We start from the raw sequence: 17,640 nt of genomic DNA on the forward strand, positions 1-17,640 counted from the left end.
TTCTAACCGCAGAATTAAACAGAGAAAGGCATAAAGAAGCAGAGAAAAAGGCCGTGAAACACGGCCTTAACAGGTCTTAATTGAACGGATTAACCAAAATCATGGTTTCGTTACGGTCAGGACCAGTAGAGATAATGTCGATTGGTGTTTCTAATAGCTCTTCAAGACGCTTGATATAATTGATCGCTGCCGGTGGCAGTTGCTCAATGGATGTCGCGCCAAAAGTCGACTCGCTCCAACCTGGCATAGTTTCATAAACAGGCGTAACCAGTTCATAACCTTCAGCCGCAAGCGGGGTCACTTTAGAGATAGTGCCATCAGGATTCTGATAACCCACACAAATCTTCACTTCTTTCAGACCATCAAGTACATCTAACTTAGTCAAGCAGAAGCCACTCACACTGTTGATTTGAACTGCGCGGCGCATTGCCACAGCATCCAACCAACCAGGACGACGCTTACGACCCGTTGTCGCACCAAACTCATGACCTTTAGTACCTAAATGATCACCAACTTCACATAACAGTTCAGTTGGGAATGGACCTGCACCCACGCGAGTGGTGCATGCCTTCATGATACCTAAGACATAGTCTAAGTGACGCGGACCAAAACCTGAACCCGTCGCAACACCACCGGCAGTGGTATTTGAAGAGGTTACAAAAGGATAAGTTCCGTGGTCGATGTCGAGTAATGTACCTTGAGCGCCTTCGAACAGGATTGGCTCACCGGCTTTACGCGCAGTATCCAACAGTTCAGTCACGTCAACACACATGCTCTTCAGATAATCGGCCATAGCCAAAGCATCTGCTAGCGTTTGCTCGTAATCAACAGCTTCGACTTGATAGTACTCTGTCAGCATAAAGTTATGGTATTTCATAACTTCTTTCAGCTTTTCAGCAAACAGTTCAGCATTGAACAGGTCGCCAACTCGCAGACCGCGACGGGAGATCTTGTCTTCATACGCAGGTCCGATACCACGGCCAGTTGTACCAATAGCTTTATTGCCACGTGCTTTTTCACGTGCGATATCTAAGGCGCAATGGAATGGTAGGATCAGCGGACACGCTTCAGAGATCAACAGACGTTCCTCAACAGGAACACCACGATCTTTCAGCATGTTGATCTCTTTCATCAGGGCGTCAGGTGCAAGCACCACACCGTTGCCAATAATGCATTTCACATTATCGCGCAGGATACCCGATGGGATCAGATGAAGAACGGTTTTATCACCATCGATAACCAAGGTATGACCAGCATTGTGGCCGCCTTGATAGCGAACTACATATTTTGCCTGTTCTGTTAGAAGGTCGACAATCTTACCTTTTCCTTCGTCACCCCATTGGGTGCCGAGAACAACTACGTTTTTGCCCATTATTTGCTGCAAGGTTGCGGTTAAAAAAGAATTTTAACAGATCTTAGTAAGCAAGGGCAAGCAGGCTGTTTTTTACGCAAAAATCACCAGGATCACCACTCCTGCCGTGACTAATGCGCCACCGAGTCGCTGGATAACCTGCTGATTTTGATGGGAGAGCTCATTTAAATAACGACGCCACTTGTTCGGAAAGAGTAAGGGGCCGACTCCCTCTAAAAGTAATACAAGTGCTACTGCCAGCATAAAAACTTGAAAAGTCATGTGCACCTCAAACTCAGTCGTTCAATACACATTTATTGTATATCAGCCCACTCCAACAACAGAGTCTCTTATTTAAATGAATTCGCCAGTACCGTAAATTTTAGCTAATAAAAAACCCAGCATAGGCTGGGTTTTTTGATATTCCAAAAACGAATTAACGCTTAGAGAATTGTGGCTTACGACGTGCTTTACGTAGACCCACTTTCTTACGCTCAACTTTACGAGCGTCACGGGTAACGAAACCAGCAGAACGTAGTGATGGACGCAGTGCTTCATCTAATTGCATCAGAGCACGGGTAATACCGTGACGGATTGCGCCTGCTTGGCCAGTGATACCACCGCCTTTAACAGTTACATAGATGTCCAGCTTGTCAGTCATTTCAACTAACTCTAAAGGTTGACGAACAACCATACGAGCAGTTTCACGACCAAAATACTGATCCAAAGGACGTTGATTTACAACGATGTTGCCACTACCTGCTTTAGCGAAAACGCGAGCTGTAGAGGTTTTGCGACGGCCAGTGCCGTAGTACTGAGTTGCAGCCATTTGCTTAATCCCGTTTAGATATCAAGAACTTGAGGTTGTTGTGCAGTGTGGTTATGTTCTGCGCCAGCGTAAACTTTCAGTTTACGGAACATGGCACGGCCCAGAGGACCTTTTGGTAACATACCCTTAACTGCTTTCTCGATGATCATTTCTGGCTTTTGCGCTTGCAGCTTTTCAAAGCTGATTTGCTTAATGCCACCAGGGAAGCCTGAATGCGAGTAGTACGTTTTGCCTTTCGCTTTGTTACCAGTAACAGTCACTTTTTCAGCATTAACAACGATGATGTAATCACCGGTATCAACGTGTGGAGTGTATTCTGGCTTATGCTTACCGCGTAAACGGGTAGCAATTTCAGTAGCGATACGACCTAAAGTTTTGCCGTCTGCATCAACGACGAACCAGTCACGAGTTACGGTTTCTGGTGTAGCAGTAAAAGTCTTCATTATTACAAAAACCCAAAGTTAATTTTCTGTCTCACATGCTGTCTGCATTTGCAAACAACACAAAATTGCCTTTTAGCACCCCTTCGAGCACTGACTTCGGCTTACAACTTCCGCCCAATTGGCGGAGTAACGTGGGCAGGTGGCGGAGTATAGACAAAGCTGAGTTAAAAATCACCTGATATTTTGATAAAATTTATAAAATATCGACCAATCTGGCTTGTCATCCGAAGGATTAACAAGCCAGTGGTGATTTAACACGGGAGTTAAAGCGAAACTCTTGCGCCGCAGGGTTAAGGCAGGTGCTCTGTTTTCAAATAATCGTGTGATTGCATCTCAATAAGACGCGAGCGACAACGTCTAAATTCGAAGTTAAGCAAGCCATCGGCGTAGATGTCTTCGAGTGGCACTTGGGCCGATACGATAAGCTTTACATTGCGCTCGTAAAACTCATCGACCATAGCTAAAAATCGTCTGGCGATATCATCGCCGGTCAAAAATGCGCCCATTTGCTCAATGCCGCTGACCAGTACAGTATGATAAATCCGCGCCAATTCCATGTAGTCACGCTGACTTCGCGGACCATCACAGAGCGCTCTAAAATCGGCCAACAATACGCCCTGCGCCTGCTGACGAATACTGATACTACGACCTTCGATTTCGATGTCGGCGGTAAGCACCTCTGACTCAGGCGCTAACTGGCTAAAATAACGCATAAGATTGGCATCGGCTTGTGCGTCTAACGGATGATGATAAATCTCCGCTTGCTCAAGGGTACGTAGTCGATAATCGATGCCAGAATCCACATTGAGCACTTCACAATGTTGATTAATTAAGGCTATCGCGGGTAAGAAACGTGCCCGCTGTAAGCCATTTTTATATAAGTCGTCGGGGATGATGTTAGACGTAGCGACCAGCACAACGCCTTCTTTGAATAGCGCTTGAAACAGCGTACCTAACAACATGGCATCGGTAATATCGGAGACAAAGAATTCATCGAAACAGATAACGCGATATTTCGCGGCCATCTTTTTCGCAATCACCAGCAAGGGATCGCGCACGCCTTTCAGTTCATCTAAATCTAAATGTAGCTGATGCATGAAACGATGGAAGTGAGCCCGCAGCTTTTGATCGCCAGGCAAGGCATCAAAAAAAGTATCCATCAGATAGGTTTTGCCGCGACCCACACCGCCCCAAAGATACAGGCCTTTAGGTGAAGCAGGCGCCGATTTTAAGCCGAATGCACTAAACAATTTCCCTACGATAGAACTCGGCTCTTCCGCCGCCGTTAAGTCTTCATAGACACGTTGTAATGCTTTGACCGCAATTTCTTGGGCCGGATCATGGGAGAAACCGTCACGGGTAAGATCTTTTTGATAATGCTGCCAAGGGCTTAACTGAGGCACTTTTTAATTCTCTTATGTCCTTTATTAAAACTGCGATGATATTAGCACGGCCAATGTGGCGCAGGATATATTAATGCTGAATACGACTTTTGCCTCAACGCTAAACAGCATACAAACGGCGAATAAACCTCTATGCTGTAGGTCATTTTAATCGGCAAAACTTGCTGATATCAGGGCTTGAAAAATGAGTATCTTGCCCACAGTTTTCCACTCAGCAACGAGTATGAAACAGTCGATAAAATAGGCTCAAAAAAATTAACATTTGTTAATATGATGAACTTTTTCAATTAGGTGCGTGTCCGAATGGTTACCTAGGCAAATAGCCGGTACCGATACAGATTTGATCTGGCACTCGCACAATAGCTGATGCATTACATCCAGATCGTTCAACCCTTATTTGGAGTTATGAATAGATGAAAACAAAATTATCTGTACTTTCAGCCGCAATGTTAGCCGCGACCCTGACTATGATGCCTGTCGTCTCACAGGCCGCCATTCCACAGACGGTTGAGGGACAATCCATTCCAAGTCTTGCGCCCATGCTTGAGCGTACGACACCTGCTGTTGTGTCCGTAGCCGTTACGGGGACTCATGTTTCAAAACAAAGAGTACCTGATGTTTTCCGTTACTTCTTTGGCCCCAATGCGCCACAGGAGCAAGTGCAGGAACGTCCTTTTAGAGGCTTAGGCTCAGGCGTTATTATTGACGCCGAAAAAGGCTACATAGTCACTAACAACCACGTGATTGACGGTGCTGATGATATTCAAGTTGGTCTACATGACGGTCGTGAAGTAAAGGCCAAACTCATTGGTACTGACTCAGAATCGGATATTGCATTGCTGCAAATTGAGGCAAAAAATCTTGTCGCAATCAAGTCATCAAACTCTGACGACTTGCGTGTTGGTGACTTTGCCGTTGCCATTGGTAACCCCTTCGGTTTAGGGCAAACCGTGACTTCAGGTATTGTCAGTGCTTTAGGCCGTAGCGGTTTAGGCATAGAAATGCTGGAAAACTTTATTCAAACCGATGCCGCGATTAACAGTGGTAACTCGGGTGGTGCACTCGTTAACTTAAACGGGGAATTGATTGGGATTAACACCGCAATCGTAGCGCCGGGGGGTGGTAACGTTGGTATCGGCTTTGCGATCCCAGCCAATATGGTGAAAAACTTGGTCGCGCAAATTGCCGAACACGGTGAAGTACGCCGCGGAGTACTGGGGATTTCGGGACGCGATCTTGATAGCCAACTCGCCCAAGGCTTTGGTTTAGACACCCAGCACGGCGGCTTCGTGAATGAAGTAGCCAAAGACAGTGCCGCCGAAAAAGCCGGTATTAAAGCGGGTGATATCATTATCAGCGTCGATGGCCGTGGTATTAAGTCCTTCCAAGAACTGCGAGCCAAAGTCGCCACTATGGGTGCGGGTGCTAAGGTTGAGTTAGGACTCATCCGTGACGGAGATAAGAAAACCGTTAAGGTGACCTTAGGTGAAGCAAGCCAAACCAGTGAATCTGCGGCTGGCGCCGTGCATCCTATGTTGCAAGGTGCATCCTTAGAAAACACATCTAAGGGCATTGAAATTACCGATGTCGCCCAAGGTTCACCAGCGGCAATGAGTGGCTTACAAAAAGGAGATGTGATTGTCGGTATTAACCGTACTGCAATTAAAGATCTTAAGGCACTTAAAGCACAGCTAAAAGATCAAGAAGGTGCGGTGGCACTGAAGATCATGCGTGATAAGAGCATGTTGTATTTAGTCCTACGTTAATCGACTAAATAGGTCATTTTTTCTGCCACACATAAGCATAGGGAGCTTAGGTTCCCTATGCTTACATAGATTAAACATGTTAATCTAACTCACCTTTTTCAAGATCCATCCTGCCATGACGATAAAAGACACACTATTATATCTCGGTAAAGCCACCCTTTTCGGTCTTATCATGGCGGCCATGTTTTTATTGGTAACCCGTTATTTCGATAACCAATCCCTCGGTAATAGCCTGCTACAAACCCGAGCCAACAACACAGTCGAGCTCTCCTTTGCCAAGGCGGTCCGCCGCGCAGCCCCTGCCGTTGTTAACATTTATAGCCTCAGCATAGATCAGAACCGCCCACTTAACTCGGGTTCGCTACAGGGCCTAGGTTCTGGGGTGATAATGAGCAAAGAAGGCTATATTCTTACGAATTATCATGTCATTAAAAAGGCCGACGAAATTGTTGTCGCCCTGCAAGATGGACGCAAATTTACCTCTGAAGTGGTTGGCTTCGATCCAGAAACCGATTTATCGGTACTCAAGATTGAAGGCGATAACTTACCGATTGTCCCCGTTAATCTCGACAGTCCACCTCAAGTTGGTGATGTCGTGCTCGCCATTGGTAATCCCTACAATTTAGGCCAAACCATTACCCAAGGCATCATAAGTGCCACGGGTCGTAACGGCTTAAGTTCAGGTTACTTAGACTTTTTACAAACCGATGCGGCGATTAATGCTGGTAACTCGGGCGGCGCGCTCATTGACACTAACGGCAGCCTTATCGGTATTAATACCGCAGCATTCCAAGTGGGTGAAGAAGGCGGCGGCCATGGGATTAACTTCGCTATCCCAATTAAATTGGCCCACAGCATTATGGGTAAGTTGATTAAGAATGGCCGCGTGATCCGTGGTGCTTTGGGTATTTCAGGTGAACCTATCAACCCTGTCATTGCACAAATCCTCAATCTGCCCGATTTAAAAGGTGTAGTCATTATGGGTGTCGATCCTAATGGCCCTGCGGCGCGTGCCCTCTTAATGCCAAGGGATGTAATTATTAAATACGATGGTGAAGATGTGCCAGGCGTTGAAATGCTGATGGACCGCATAGCGGAAACCACACCGGGTAAGAAAGTAATGATGACTGTGATACGCCAAGGGAAACAACAGGAGTTACCTGTGATTATCGATGAAAAGGTTGTGGTCGATAACTAGAGTGGCGCCCCTCATTGCGTAGCACACTAAAACGCAGACAACAAAAAACCAGCTTTTAAGCTGGTTTTTTTTATTGGGTCGAGATTTTAATCTCTCAGGCCTAACTCAATAACTCGTTACTGAGTACGCACAACCTGCGCGCCTAAACCTTGGAATTTATTCTCAATATGCTCATAACCACGGTCTAAGTGATAGATACGATCGACGATCGTCTTGCCATCGGCCACTAAACCCGCAATCACTAGACTCGCTGATGCGCGTAAATCCGTCGCCATCACCTGCGCACCACTTAAGGATTCAATCCCTTGGATGATGCAGGTATTACCTTCAAGCTCCATGGTTGCGCCCATACGAATAAGCTCTGGCACGTGCATAAAGCGGTTTTCGAAGATGGTCTCGGTAATGGTTGCCGTACCTTGCGCTAAGGCATTAAGCACACAGAACTGCGCCTGCATATCCGTTGGAAAACCGGGATAAGGTGCCGTCTTGATATTGACCGCCTTTGGACGCTTACCTTGCATATCGAGTTCAATCCAATCTTCGCCGGTCGTAATCTTAGCGCCCGCATCTTCAAGCTTAGCGATAACTGACTCAAGTGATGCAGGATCGGCTTTTAGGCAACGAATACGCCCACGGGTTACCGCAGCAGCAACCAAGAATGAACCGGTTTCGATACGGTCTGGCATCACGCGGTAATTACACCCCTGTAAACGCTCAACCCCTTGAATACGCAAGGTTGCACTGCCTACGCCGGTGATTTTTGCGCCCATGGCAATTAAGCAATTCGCCAAATCGATCACTTCAGGTTCGCGCGCCGCGTTTTCAATCACGGTTTCGCCATCGGCCAACGCCGCAGCCATCAGTAAGTTTTCGGTTGCACCGACACTGACCATGTCCATGAAAATGTGTGCGCCCTTAAGACGACCATCAACACGGGCTTTAATATAGCCTTCTTTCACTTCAATCTTGGCACCCATCATTTCGAGGCCATGTAAGTGTAAGTTAACCGGTCTTGCGCCAATGGCACAGCCGCCTGGCAATGACACGTCTGCGGTACCATAACGCGCCAATAATGGCCCTAAGATCAAGATAGACGCGCGCATGGTTTTCACGAGATCGTAGGGAGCGCAAAACTCATTCAGATTAGTGGTTGAAATGCGGATCTGTCCGTCGCCAAGCTCAGTCACTTCAGCACCGAGGCAGCGTAATAATTTACAGCTAGTAGTCACATCGCGAAGATTCGGCACGTTAGAAACCACAAAATCGGTTTCGGCCAATACGCCTGCCATCAGAATAGGCAGAGCCGCATTTTTAGCACCTGAAATGATCACATCACCGGCAAGCGGGGGGCTTGCCTGAATTGTTAGTTTATCCACTTTTCCTCACTAGCTAGGCATGTTGAAAACTTTTTCGCGTTTCCATTGAGTCGGCGTGAAAGTTTTGATCGTTAATGCATGTAATTCACCGCTGGCAATGTGTGCCGCCAACGGTGCATAAATGGCTTGTTGCTGTTTGACTCGGCTCATACCATCGAAGCATTCGCCTACGGCGATCACTTTATAATGGCTACCATCCGAGCTAGCGTGAACTTCTTCAAGCCCTAACGCATCACGTAAAATCTGTTCGATTAAGCTGCATTCCATGAAATCTATTACCCTATTCTCAATGCGCTTCTTCGGTAAAGAAGGCATGTAAATCATATAAATCGATGAGTTTTTTAAGTTGTGGTGAGGCAGAACTCAATTCAAGTTGGCTGCCATGTTCACGCACTAACGCCAGCAAAAATGCCATGCCAGCGCTATCACTGTATTCGAGCCCAGATAAAGACAATATCTGAGTAGACTCGCCCAGCAGTTGTTGCCGCTGTGGCCAAAGTGTAATGACATCGGCTTGGGTTATGCGCCCTTTGAGATGACAAACTGTGCCCTGTTGCACAAATTCAATCACGACTGCGACTTCCCTGATTTAGCCTTGATGGTCACTTTCTCTTTGGTGCGATCTTCGAGCATCTTAATCACAGGATCGATACCCTGCTGGCGAATCAGATTCGAGATTTCAGACTGCTTAGAAGACAGTAAGCTCACACCTTCGGCGACTAAGTCGAATGCCTTCCATGAGTCATCTTTCAAACGGCGTGCCTTAAACAGCAGTTTGATTGGCGGACGGCCGGCTTCGATGATCTGCACGTTCACATCGACCATTTTCTCTTTACTGAAATCAACTCCAGGTGAAAATTCCACTTTTTGATTGGTGTATTCAGTAAAAGCTTGGGCATAAGTCGACACTAAATAACCTTCAAAGGCATCGACGAAACGATTACGCTGATCTTCGGTTGAATCCTTAAGATATTGTCCTAAGACTTTGTAAGAAGCGTATTTATAATCAATATAAGGCATCAGCTCTTCACGAACGATCACCTTTAAATGATCTGAGTCAGCATCGATTAACGTTTTATCTTTATGAAAACGATCGAAGGTTTTATTAGCAACGGCTTTCACCATGGCATACGGGTCCTTAGTGTCGACCACCACATCGGCGGCGACAGCGCTCGTTGTCCCTAAAACCATCACTAACGGCAGTAAAAAACGAGATAAGTTTTTAAACATAGCGGTAACCCCTATTTATCCTTCGAACCCATACTATATAAGAACTGACCAATCAGTTCCTCCAACACTAATGCCGAGCGCGTGTCATCAATCTTGTCGCCATCTTTGAGCATACTGACATCATCGTCGACAAAACCCGGTGTTAACCCCAAGAATTGCTCGCCCAATAAACCCGAAGTCAAAATTGCTAAACTACTGGTTTCAGGGAATTTATCGTAACGCTTATCCATCACTAAAGTGACCACAGCCACTAACTTAACGGGATCTAAATCAATGCCACTGACGCGGCCAACCACAACACCGCCGACCTTAACGGGCGAACGTACCTTCAAGCCACCAATATTGGTGAAATTGGCTTTTATGGTATAAGTGCTATCGCTGCTTTTAACTTCAATATTGGCGACGTTAAAGACCAAGACCAAAAAAGCGGCCAATCCCGTTAAAAGAAACACACCCACTAATAATTCAATTTTTCGTGTCAACATGTTCAGCTACCACTCTGTTAATCCATCTTACCTGTGTCGAAATCCGCAGTGTTCCGTTAGCGGCCAAACATCAGGGCTGTCAGTAAAAAATCTAATGCCAATACAGCGAGGCTCGACTGAACCACAGTCTGAGTCGTTGCACGGCTGATGCCTTCCGGATTTGGGATCACTTGATAACCGCGATATAACGCAATCCAAGTCACCACTACGGCAAACACACCACTCTTGATCAGGCAGTTAACTATGTCCTGACGCCATTCGACCGACGCCTGCAGAATCGACCAAAACGCCCCGCTGTCGATACCCTTCCATTCCACGCCGACTATGTGACCACCGTAAATACCCACAGCGGTAAACATTAACGCCAGCAATGGCATACTGATCACCCCAGCCCAAAAGCGTGGTGCAATAATCTGCCTTAATGGGTCGATAGCCATCATCTCTAAACTCGATAGCTGCTCGGTACTTTTCATTAAACCAATTTCAGCGGTTAAGGCTGAACCCGCACGTCCCGCAAACAAAAGTGCGGTAACCACGGGTCCTAACTCACGCAGTAAACTGAGCGCCACCATAGGGCCTAAGCTTTCTTCGGTGCCGAAGCCAACTAAGATGTTGTAGCCTTGCAGCGCCAACACCATGCCGATAAAAAGCCCTGAGACTAAAATAATCACCATAGATTGCACGCCGACCACATAAATCTGGCGCACTAATAGTGGAAAACCTTTGCGCACCCGTGGCCAGCGAAAAATCGCCCCCCACAACATGAGCCCTGCGCGGCCAAAACCGAGCACTAACTCAATCGCGCTACGGCCCAAGTCGGCAATACTGTCTATTAACTTCACTTGCCAACTCCTTTTGCCATTAATTCTTGTTGGTAATCATTCGCCGGATAATGGAACGGTACGGGGCCATCCGGTGCGCCTTGAATAAACTGTTTCAGCTGTGGATTGTCGGCGTACTTCAATTCCTCTGGTGTGCCGTGGGCGATGACTTTTTTATCGGCCACCACATACACATAATCGGCAATACCGAGGACTTCATCCACATCGTGGGAGACCACAATGGAGGTCAGATTCAGCGCATCGGATAACTCACGAATAAGCTTCACTAACACGCCCATAGAGATAGGATCTTGGCCGGCAAAAGGTTCATCGTACATCACCATTTCAGGCTCAAGCGCTATGGCTCTAGCTAATGCGGCGCGGCGCTGCATACCACCGGATAATTCACTTGGCATCATCTGGGCGGCACCACGTAAACCTACGGCTTCGAGCTTCATCAGCACGATAGTGCGAATAATGTCTTCTGGCAGACCTGAATGTTCGCGCAGCGCAAAGGCCACGTTATCGAACACATTAATGTCGGTAAACAGCGCGCCGCTTTGAAACAACATGCTCATCCGCTTACGCAGACTAAATAATTCATTGCGACTCACGCCATGGATATCGTGGCCATCAAATAGCACTTGTCCGTGGTCAGGCGTTAATTGGCCGCCGATCAACTTTAACAGGGTCGTTTTGCCTATGCCGCTCGGCCCCATGATCGCCGTCACCTTGCCCCTTGGAATGGACAGGCTAATATCTTCATATATCACACGCTGACCGCGGCTAAACCCCAAATTACGGATCTCAACCAACGGCGTTTGTTCTTGAGTCATGCTTGATTCCGACATTTGCAAAGAGGTGATCCTAGTCTTCCTAGACTGACCAATCGAAGAGCCGCAAATTGTACGTAATTGCGCTTTAACCTACAACCGAATCGACACTATCGCCCTGCGATACTTTCAATTTGCCTCATTTACAGCGAAAATGCGCCCTAAGTTTTCACTCTGCACAGGTAAAATGTTACTTAATGTTTTCAACCTAGTTGCAGAATTGGCGATATTGGCTAATTCGTTCGCACTTAGCTCGCTCTTCGTCCACTTTTAGGTGCGATGCGTCGATATACGAGTGTGAAATAGAGGCATCCCGTGCGGTAATACCCGCCGCGATACGGGATAAATCCATTGAAATAAACGACAAAGACGATGATATTGCTCAAGACCTTCGGCCGCTAAACAGGTTATTGTGCATGAATAGCTGCCGCAGCTGAACTTGACGAGTCGAATCAATCGCTCTAGCCTGCCGCAATTGTTTTGTTGTTTTAGGGAATTCACCACAATAAGACATATGCTAAATCGTCTGAAAACAAACTAAAACTTGGCAGAAAGCCTATTACATATCATCTTTATCGCGTACCAAATTGTGCTATTCCAATCCCATCAATGGGGCGACAAAGACAATGCAAAAAGAGAGATAGACATGGTAGACAAATCACAACTGCGCCAATGGGGCTGTAAAGTTATCGACATTGAAAAGTCAGCCCTAGACAATCTTTATCAATATGTTGATTCAGCCGAATTTGCAGAAGCTTGCGAGTTGATCCTTAACTGCACAGGCAAAGTGATTGTCATGGGAATGGGCAAATCGGGCCATATCGGTAATAAGATTTCTGCCACCCTCGCCAGCACAGGAACGCCCGCATTTTTTGTGCATCCGGGTGAAGCCAGCCACGGCGATCTCGGTGTATTAGCAGATAACGATGTGATTTTAGCGATTTCAAATTCCGGTGAGTCGAGCGAAATCCTCACCTTAATGCCCGTCATCCAACGTATGGGCGTGCCCGTTATTGCGGTAACAGGTAAACCCGAATCGAACATGGCGCGCTTGTCTAAAGTACATTTATGTATTGAAGTCCCTGAAGAGGCTTGCCCACTTGGACTCGCGCCAACGTCAAGCACTACCGCGACCTTAGTGATGGGCGATGCGATTGCCATTGCGCTACTACAAGCGAAAGGCTTTACCCGTGATGACTTTGCTATGTCCCATCCTGGCGGTGCTTTAGGACGCAAGTTATTGTTAAAAGTCTGCGATGTCATGCATAGCGGTGATGACTTACCGCTCGTTAACCACGATATTTGCATCACAGAAGCCCTGTACGAAATCTCTAAGAAAGGCTTAGGCATGACGGCGATTATCGATGATCAGCGCAAGCTAGTTGGTATCTTCACCGATGGTGATTTACGCCGCGTTATCGATGCCGAAGTGAATCTACGTACTACGCCCATCGCCGATGTGATGACCCGTAACTGCGTGACCATCACAGACGGTGTGTTGGCCGCCCAAGCGCTGCAAGTGATGGACTCAAAAAACATCAACGGATTAATTGTTATCGATAAAGACCGCCATCCAATCGGCGCTCTTAACATGCTAGACATGGTTAAAGCAGGAGTCATTTAATGCCACAGCAAGGATTTTACGGCCCAATCAGTGATGATGTGTGGCAACGCGCGCAAAAGATTAAACTGTTGATCTGTGACGTCGATGGGGTGTTTTCCGACGGTCGTATTTACCTAAGCAATAGCGGCGAAGAGCTAAAAGCCTTCCACACCCGCGACGGCTATGGCGTGCGCTCGATACTCACCAGCGGTTTTAATCTTGCGGTGATTACTGGACGTCAATCCAAAATCGTTGAAAACCGTATGACGGCGCTTGGGGTAACCCATATCTACCAAGGCGTAGACAATAAGTTCGAGCCCTATGAAGCATTGCTCGCACTCTATGGCGTTACCCCAGAAGAAGTGGCTTATATCGGTGATGATATTGTCGATCTGCCAGTGATGAATGTCGTCGGTTTAGCAGTCAGCGTAGCCGATGGTCATCCCTATGTTCGTCAGCACGCCCACTTTGTGACTACGCTCAATGGCGGCCACGGTGCCTTGCGTGAACTCACAGATCTATTGCTACTCAGTCAAAATAAATTCACTTCGGCCCATGGAATGAGTATATGAGTCGTGTGACACTCGCGATTATCGCTTTTTTTGGAACGGCATTAGTGCTTTATTGGCAAGTGCAGAACAAACACAGCGGTGATACCGATAACAGAGTAAAAGATCAAAATACCCCAGATTTCATCGTTGAAGATCTGCGCAGTGTTGAGTTCAATGAACACGGGCTAGTCAATAGCCGTGTGACGGCGAAACACATGGAACATTATGATTCAACGAATCAAACTTACTTTACTCAACCTGTTTATCTTGTTTATCCAGACCAAGGTAAAGCACAATGGCAACTCAGAGCAGATCAGGGCAAGCTAAACAAGGAAACGGGCAAGGTTGTATTAGAAAACAATGTTATTATTGATGCCATTAGCCCAGAAGAACCGATCCAGACCTTGTCCACCAGTTATCTGGAACTCGATCTCAATACGATGATAATGACCTCTGACCGCACCATTTACGTCACAGGGAAAGATTTTAATATTCAAGGCCAAGGCCTTTATGCCGACCTCAACGCGCAAGAAGTGCAATTGACCAGTCAGGTAGTAGGAACATATGAAGCAAAATAACGTATTACTTGCCAGCCTAATGCTAATAATGAGCATGAGCGCCTTTGCTAAAGTCGACGACCTGAAACAGGAAGTCAAAATCAAGGCTGTGAGCCAAACGGCAGATATCAAGAACAACCAGATCATCTTCTTTGGTCCGGTTGAAGTCACCCAAGGTTCGATTAAAATCCATGCAGATCAACTGCGTGCATTTTCTGCCGAAGGTGAAAATAGCAAAATTTTAGTGGCCACAGGTAACCCTGCGACGTACAGCCAAGTATTAGACGATGGCCGTCCAGCCTCGGCGAGCGCGAAAGAAATTCGTTACGATATGGCGAGCCGCACCCTGACACTTAAAGGCAAAGCCTCGTTAGATCAAGCGGGCAGCCAAGTGACGGGTAATTTGATCCGCTACAACATCATCCAGCAAAAATTAATTGCCGAGAGTACCGGCAGTGGTGACGATCGCGTGATCACGATTATTCAGCCAGAAAGCTATCAAGATGATGCCAAACCAGACGCGCCAGCAGATAAACCTGTGAAAAAGCAGGACTCTAAATGACCCAAATCACCCTAAGAGCACAAAATCTGGCGAAGAGTTATAAGAGTCGCCAAGTGGTTAAAGACGTCAGTCTGACGGTCAAAACCGGTCAAGTCGTTGGCCTACTCGGCCCGAACGGCGCGGGTAAAACTACCACCTTTTACATGGTCGTTGGTCTGGTTAAAAGCGATAAAGGCCACATCTTTATCGACGATGATGATTTAACCGCAGATCCTATGCACCTGCGCGCCCGCAAAGGCATAGGTTACTTGCCGCAGGAAGCCAGTATCTTTCGTAAACTGACCGTCCATGACAACATCATGGCCGTGCTGCAAACGCGTAAAGAATTAAAAAAAGAGCAAAGGGAAGAAGAGCTAGAGCATCTGCTCGAAGAGTTCCACATCACCCATATCCGTGACAGCCAAGGCATGTCATTGTCGGGCGGTGAACGTCGCCGTGTCGAAATTGCGCGGGCGTTAGCAGCAAATCCTAAGTTCATTTTGCTCGATGAACCCTTTGCTGGTGTCGATCCGATTTCGGTTATCGACATTAAAAAGATTATCGAACAGCTCAAAAGTCGTGGCCTTGGCGTGTTGATCACAGACCACAATGTCCGTGAGACATTAGATGTGTGTGAACATGCCTATATCGTGAGTCACGGAAACTTGATTGCCGAGGGAACACCCGCAGAGATCTTAGACAATCAGCAAGTTAGGGCTGTGTACTTAGGTGAACAATTCAGGCTATAGTTAATCAAGCGGAGCCAATGCAGGCAATTTATGCCACCATTGGACTCCACTCAAGATGATAACAAGCGACCTCATCCAACAATAATAACGTAGGGATCAGCGGTAACATGAAAGCGTCACTCCAGCTCAAACTGGGTCAACAGTTAACCATGACGCCACAATTACAACAGGCCATACGTCTGTTGCAACTGTCGTCATTAGAACTGCAGCAAGAGATCCAGCAAGCCTTAGATTCTAATCCCCTTCTCGAGCTGGAAGAGGATCAATTCGACGCCACTAAAGACCCTGTAAACCAAACGCTATCCGATACGGATTTCAGTGAATCTAGCACCCTGCCGCCAGAAAAAGACAGCTCCACCATAGACACGGCAGAGTCGCTCACGAAAGAGTCCATGCCCGACGAACTCCCCATGGACACCACATGGGATGAAGTGTTCACCGCCTCTCCCAATTCTGGCCCCGGCGGCAGTCGTGAAGACGATATGCCCTTCCAAGGTGAGACCAGTGAAGGCTTGTATGAACACTTAGAATGGCAAAAAAACCTCACGCCGTTTTCTGAAACCGATTTAGCCATTGCCACCGCCATTATTGATGCCATCGACGATCAAGGCTATCTCACCCAAAGCACTGACGAAATCCTCGAAGCCATGGGCAATTCTGAGGTTGAGCTCGACGAAGTCGAAGCTGTACTCAAGCGCATTCAACACTTTGATCCTATTGGTGTTGCCGCCCGCGATTTAAGCGAGTGCCTGTTGATCCAACTGTCGCATTTCGCCGCTGACACGCCCAACCTAGAAAACGCCCGCATGCTGATCAAAGATCATTTAGATCTGATCGCCGCCCGCGATTTTAGATTGTTGATGCGTAAGACTAAATTAAAAGAGGATGAGTTAAGAGACGGCATCGCGCTTATCCAAACCCTCAATCCCCGCCCAGGTTTATTGATTACGCCCAACGATGACGAATACGTCATCCCAGATGTGTCAGTGTCGAAGAAAAATGGCCGTTGGGTGGTTGAGCTTAATCCTGACTGCATGCCAAAAATCAATGTAAATCAACATTATGCTTCGATGGCGCGCAGCACTAAAAGCCAAGCCGATAGCCAATTTATTCGTGGTCATCTGCAAGAGGCTAAATGGTTTATCAAGAGTTTAGAGAGCCGTAATGATACCCTGTTGAAGGTGGCGAACTGTATCGTCCAATATCAGCAAGGTTTCTTTGAATACGGTGAAGAAGCCATGAAACCTATGGTGCTGAACGATATTGCCGAAGCGGTAGAAATGCATGAGTCGACCATCTCAAGGGTGACGACACAGAAATACATGCATACCCCTAAGGGACTTTTTGAACTAAAATACTTCTTCTCTAGCCACGTCGGTACTGACGATGGTGGGGAGTGCTCATCCACAGCAATCAGAGCCTTCATTAAGAAACTGGTTGCAGCGGAAAACCAGAAAAAACCATTAAGCGACAGTAAGATGGCACAACTTCTGGCAGAACAAGGGATCAACGTAGCCCGCAGAACCATTGCGAAGTACCGAGAGGCTATGCTCATTCCGCCTTCTAATCAGCGTAAAAGTTTATAACCTACAGTGGATATCGGAGGACGTTTCTATGCAAATAAACCTGAGTGGACACCATGTCGAAATTACCGAATCGTTACGTGCATATGTAGAAGAAAAGTTTTCAAAACTTGAACGCCATTTCGAACAGATCAATAATGTGCACGTTGTGCTCAATGTCGAGAAAATGCAACAGATTGCCGAAGCGAGAATAAATCTTATCGGTGGTGAAGTTTTTGCTACTTCAGAGCATGCTGACATGTATGCCGCTATAGACGCCCTGATTGACAAGCTTGATCGTCAGGTTATTAAACACAAAGAGAAGTTAACAAAACACTAATA

Annotated in this window: 22 protein-coding genes; 9 read left to right on the forward strand and 13 right to left on the reverse strand. The window is 46.8% G+C overall.

From position 1 onward, the window contains the following. Positions 1 to 76: 76 nt before the first annotated feature. The 5 genes from KV201_RS09625 to zapE form a co-directional block, all read right to left on the reverse strand. Positions 77 to 1,372 (reverse strand): adenylosuccinate synthase, encoded by a 1,296-nt coding sequence (locus KV201_RS09625; RefSeq protein WP_226059183.1) that lies wholly within the window; start codon positions 1,370 to 1,372, stop codon positions 77 to 79. Positions 1,373 to 1,444: 72 nt separating this feature from the next. Continuing rightward, positions 1,445 to 1,633 (reverse strand): DUF2065 domain-containing protein, encoded by a 189-nt coding sequence (locus tag KV201_RS09630; RefSeq protein ID WP_006083051.1) that lies wholly within the window; start codon positions 1,631 to 1,633, stop codon positions 1,445 to 1,447. Positions 1,634 to 1,787: 154 nt separating this feature from the next. Continuing rightward, positions 1,788 to 2,180 carry a 30S ribosomal protein S9 gene (gene rpsI, locus KV201_RS09635; RefSeq protein ID WP_006083052.1) on the reverse strand — a complete coding sequence of 131 codons (393 nt, stop codon included), beginning with the start codon at positions 2,178 to 2,180 and terminating at the stop codon, positions 1,788 to 1,790. Between the two features lie 14 nt (positions 2,181 to 2,194). Continuing rightward, a complete protein-coding gene (gene rplM / locus KV201_RS09640; protein ID WP_006083053.1) occupies positions 2,195 to 2,623 on the reverse strand; it encodes a 50S ribosomal protein L13 in 429 nt (142 codons plus the stop codon). A gap of 290 nt (positions 2,624 to 2,913) precedes the next feature. Further along, the gene (zapE, locus tag KV201_RS09645) at positions 2,914 to 4,026 is read right to left on the reverse strand and encodes a cell division protein ZapE (protein WP_006086064.1); all 1,113 of its coding nucleotides are present in this window, start codon (positions 4,024 to 4,026) and stop codon (positions 2,914 to 2,916) included. Positions 4,027 to 4,439: 413 nt separating this feature from the next. On the opposite strand from zapE, the gene degQ reads away from it, so the two are divergent. Then, positions 4,440 to 5,792 carry a Do family serine endopeptidase DegQ gene (gene degQ / locus KV201_RS09650; RefSeq protein WP_011847817.1) on the forward strand — a complete coding sequence of 451 codons (1,353 nt, stop codon included), beginning with the start codon at positions 4,440 to 4,442 and terminating at the stop codon, positions 5,790 to 5,792. A 115-nt stretch (positions 5,793 to 5,907) separates the two neighbouring features. Continuing rightward, complete coding sequence (gene degS / locus KV201_RS09655) at positions 5,908 to 6,990, forward strand: outer membrane-stress sensor serine endopeptidase DegS (RefSeq protein WP_126491167.1); 1,083 nt, start codon at positions 5,908 to 5,910, stop codon at positions 6,988 to 6,990. Positions 6,991 to 7,106: 116 nt separating this feature from the next. On the opposite strand, the gene murA is transcribed toward degS, so the two are convergent. The 8 genes from murA to KV201_RS09695 form a co-directional block, all read right to left on the reverse strand. Beyond that, a complete protein-coding gene (gene murA, locus KV201_RS09660) occupies positions 7,107 to 8,366 on the reverse strand; it encodes a UDP-N-acetylglucosamine 1-carboxyvinyltransferase (RefSeq protein ID WP_006083057.1) in 1,260 nt (419 codons plus the stop codon). Between the two features lie 9 nt (positions 8,367 to 8,375). Further along, positions 8,376 to 8,633 carry a BolA family protein gene (locus tag KV201_RS09665; RefSeq protein ID WP_006083058.1) on the reverse strand — a complete coding sequence of 86 codons (258 nt, stop codon included), beginning with the start codon at positions 8,631 to 8,633 and terminating at the stop codon, positions 8,376 to 8,378. A 19-nt stretch (positions 8,634 to 8,652) separates the two neighbouring features. Further along, a complete protein-coding gene (locus tag KV201_RS09670; RefSeq protein ID WP_006086066.1) occupies positions 8,653 to 8,937 on the reverse strand; it encodes a lipid asymmetry maintenance protein MlaB in 285 nt (94 codons plus the stop codon). Then, on the reverse strand, positions 8,934 to 9,596 hold the full coding sequence (locus KV201_RS09675) for a phospholipid-binding protein MlaC (protein ID WP_226059184.1): 663 nt from the start codon (positions 9,594 to 9,596) through the stop codon (positions 8,934 to 8,936). The genes KV201_RS09670 and KV201_RS09675 overlap by 4 nt, the downstream gene beginning before the upstream one ends. An 11-nt stretch (positions 9,597 to 9,607) precedes the next feature. Further along, positions 9,608 to 10,081: an outer membrane lipid asymmetry maintenance protein MlaD gene (gene mlaD, locus KV201_RS09680; RefSeq protein WP_006083061.1), complete on the reverse strand. Its 474-nt coding sequence runs from the start codon at positions 10,079 to 10,081 to the stop codon at positions 9,608 to 9,610. A gap of 56 nt (positions 10,082 to 10,137) precedes the next feature. After that, complete coding sequence (gene mlaE, locus KV201_RS09685; protein WP_006083062.1) at positions 10,138 to 10,923, reverse strand: lipid asymmetry maintenance ABC transporter permease subunit MlaE; 786 nt, start codon at positions 10,921 to 10,923, stop codon at positions 10,138 to 10,140. Then, complete coding sequence (gene mlaF, locus KV201_RS09690; protein ID WP_063882287.1) at positions 10,920 to 11,738, reverse strand: phospholipid ABC transporter ATP-binding protein MlaF; 819 nt, start codon at positions 11,736 to 11,738, stop codon at positions 10,920 to 10,922. Before mlaF ends, mlaE begins: the two co-directional genes overlap by 4 nt. A gap of 205 nt (positions 11,739 to 11,943) precedes the next feature. Then, positions 11,944 to 12,102 (reverse strand): hypothetical protein, encoded by a 159-nt coding sequence (locus tag KV201_RS09695; RefSeq protein ID WP_155730104.1) that lies wholly within the window; start codon positions 12,100 to 12,102, stop codon positions 11,944 to 11,946. A 279-nt stretch (positions 12,103 to 12,381) separates the two neighbouring features. On the opposite strand from KV201_RS09695, the gene KV201_RS09700 reads away from it, so the two are divergent. The 7 genes from KV201_RS09700 to hpf all read left to right on the forward strand — a co-directional run bounded on the left by KV201_RS09700 (position 12,382) and on the right by hpf (position 17,638). Further along, the gene (locus tag KV201_RS09700) at positions 12,382 to 13,359 is read left to right on the forward strand and encodes a KpsF/GutQ family sugar-phosphate isomerase (protein ID WP_006086070.1); all 978 of its coding nucleotides are present in this window, start codon (positions 12,382 to 12,384) and stop codon (positions 13,357 to 13,359) included. Further along, positions 13,359 to 13,910, forward strand: coding sequence for a 3-deoxy-manno-octulosonate-8-phosphatase KdsC (kdsC, locus tag KV201_RS09705; protein ID WP_006083065.1), 552 nt, complete (start codon positions 13,359 to 13,361; stop codon positions 13,908 to 13,910). The genes KV201_RS09700 and kdsC overlap by 1 nt, the downstream gene beginning before the upstream one ends. Next, positions 13,907 to 14,467 carry an LPS export ABC transporter periplasmic protein LptC gene (gene lptC / locus KV201_RS09710; RefSeq protein ID WP_006086071.1) on the forward strand — a complete coding sequence of 187 codons (561 nt, stop codon included), beginning with the start codon at positions 13,907 to 13,909 and terminating at the stop codon, positions 14,465 to 14,467. Before kdsC ends, lptC begins: the two co-directional genes overlap by 4 nt. Next, a complete protein-coding gene (gene lptA, locus KV201_RS09715) occupies positions 14,454 to 15,008 on the forward strand; it encodes a lipopolysaccharide transport periplasmic protein LptA (protein WP_006086072.1) in 555 nt (184 codons plus the stop codon). Before lptC ends, lptA begins: the two co-directional genes overlap by 14 nt. Then, positions 15,005 to 15,736 carry an LPS export ABC transporter ATP-binding protein gene (gene lptB / locus KV201_RS09720; RefSeq protein WP_006086073.1) on the forward strand — a complete coding sequence of 244 codons (732 nt, stop codon included), beginning with the start codon at positions 15,005 to 15,007 and terminating at the stop codon, positions 15,734 to 15,736. The genes lptA and lptB overlap by 4 nt, the downstream gene beginning before the upstream one ends. Positions 15,737 to 15,843: 107 nt before the next feature. After that, positions 15,844 to 17,322: an RNA polymerase factor sigma-54 gene (locus KV201_RS09725; RefSeq protein WP_006083069.1), complete on the forward strand. Its 1,479-nt coding sequence runs from the start codon at positions 15,844 to 15,846 to the stop codon at positions 17,320 to 17,322. A gap of 28 nt (positions 17,323 to 17,350) precedes the next feature. After that, positions 17,351 to 17,638: a ribosome hibernation promoting factor gene (gene hpf / locus KV201_RS09730; RefSeq protein ID WP_006083070.1), complete on the forward strand. Its 288-nt coding sequence runs from the start codon at positions 17,351 to 17,353 to the stop codon at positions 17,636 to 17,638. The last annotated feature ends 2 nt before the right edge of the window (positions 17,639 to 17,640 follow it).

This window comes from Shewanella sp. SR1 (assembly GCF_020447145.1).
GTDB classification, from domain to species: Bacteria; Pseudomonadota; Gammaproteobacteria; order Enterobacterales; family Shewanellaceae; genus Shewanella; species Shewanella baltica.

Excerpts from the sequence above, each read along its gene's own strand:
- rpsI (WP_006083052.1), bottom strand. The coding sequence starts at position 2,180 with ATGGCTGCAACTCAGTACTACGGCACTGGCCGTCGCAAAACCTCTACA.
- lptA (WP_006086072.1), top strand. The coding sequence starts at position 14,454 with ATGAAGCAAAATAACGTATTACTTGCCAGCCTAATGCTAATAATGAGC.
- degS (WP_126491167.1), top strand. The coding sequence starts at position 5,908 with ATGACGATAAAAGACACACTATTATATCTCGGTAAAGCCACCCTTTTC.
- kdsC (WP_006083065.1), top strand. The coding sequence starts at position 13,359 with ATGCCACAGCAAGGATTTTACGGCCCAATCAGTGATGATGTGTGGCAA.
- hpf (WP_006083070.1), top strand. The coding sequence starts at position 17,351 with ATGCAAATAAACCTGAGTGGACACCATGTCGAAATTACCGAATCGTTA.
- KV201_RS09725 (WP_006083069.1), top strand. The coding sequence starts at position 15,844 with ATGAAAGCGTCACTCCAGCTCAAACTGGGTCAACAGTTAACCATGACG.
- KV201_RS09675 (WP_226059184.1), bottom strand. The coding sequence starts at position 9,596 with ATGTTTAAAAACTTATCTCGTTTTTTACTGCCGTTAGTGATGGTTTTA.
- lptB (WP_006086073.1), top strand. The coding sequence starts at position 15,005 with ATGACCCAAATCACCCTAAGAGCACAAAATCTGGCGAAGAGTTATAAG.
- KV201_RS09665 (WP_006083058.1), bottom strand. The coding sequence starts at position 8,633 with ATGGAATGCAGCTTAATCGAACAGATTTTACGTGATGCGTTAGGGCTT.
- KV201_RS09630 (WP_006083051.1), bottom strand. The coding sequence starts at position 1,633 with ATGACTTTTCAAGTTTTTATGCTGGCAGTAGCACTTGTATTACTTTTA.
- mlaF (WP_063882287.1), bottom strand. The coding sequence starts at position 11,738 with ATGACTCAAGAACAAACGCCGTTGGTTGAGATCCGTAATTTGGGGTTT.
- mlaD (WP_006083061.1), bottom strand. The coding sequence starts at position 10,081 with ATGTTGACACGAAAAATTGAATTATTAGTGGGTGTGTTTCTTTTAACG.
- KV201_RS09700 (WP_006086070.1), top strand. The coding sequence starts at position 12,382 with ATGGTAGACAAATCACAACTGCGCCAATGGGGCTGTAAAGTTATCGAC.
- degQ (WP_011847817.1), top strand. The coding sequence starts at position 4,440 with ATGAAAACAAAATTATCTGTACTTTCAGCCGCAATGTTAGCCGCGACC.
- rplM (WP_006083053.1), bottom strand. The coding sequence starts at position 2,623 with ATGAAGACTTTTACTGCTACACCAGAAACCGTAACTCGTGACTGGTTC.
- lptC (WP_006086071.1), top strand. The coding sequence starts at position 13,907 with ATGAGTCGTGTGACACTCGCGATTATCGCTTTTTTTGGAACGGCATTA.
- KV201_RS09625 (WP_226059183.1), bottom strand. The coding sequence starts at position 1,372 with ATGGGCAAAAACGTAGTTGTTCTCGGCACCCAATGGGGTGACGAAGGA.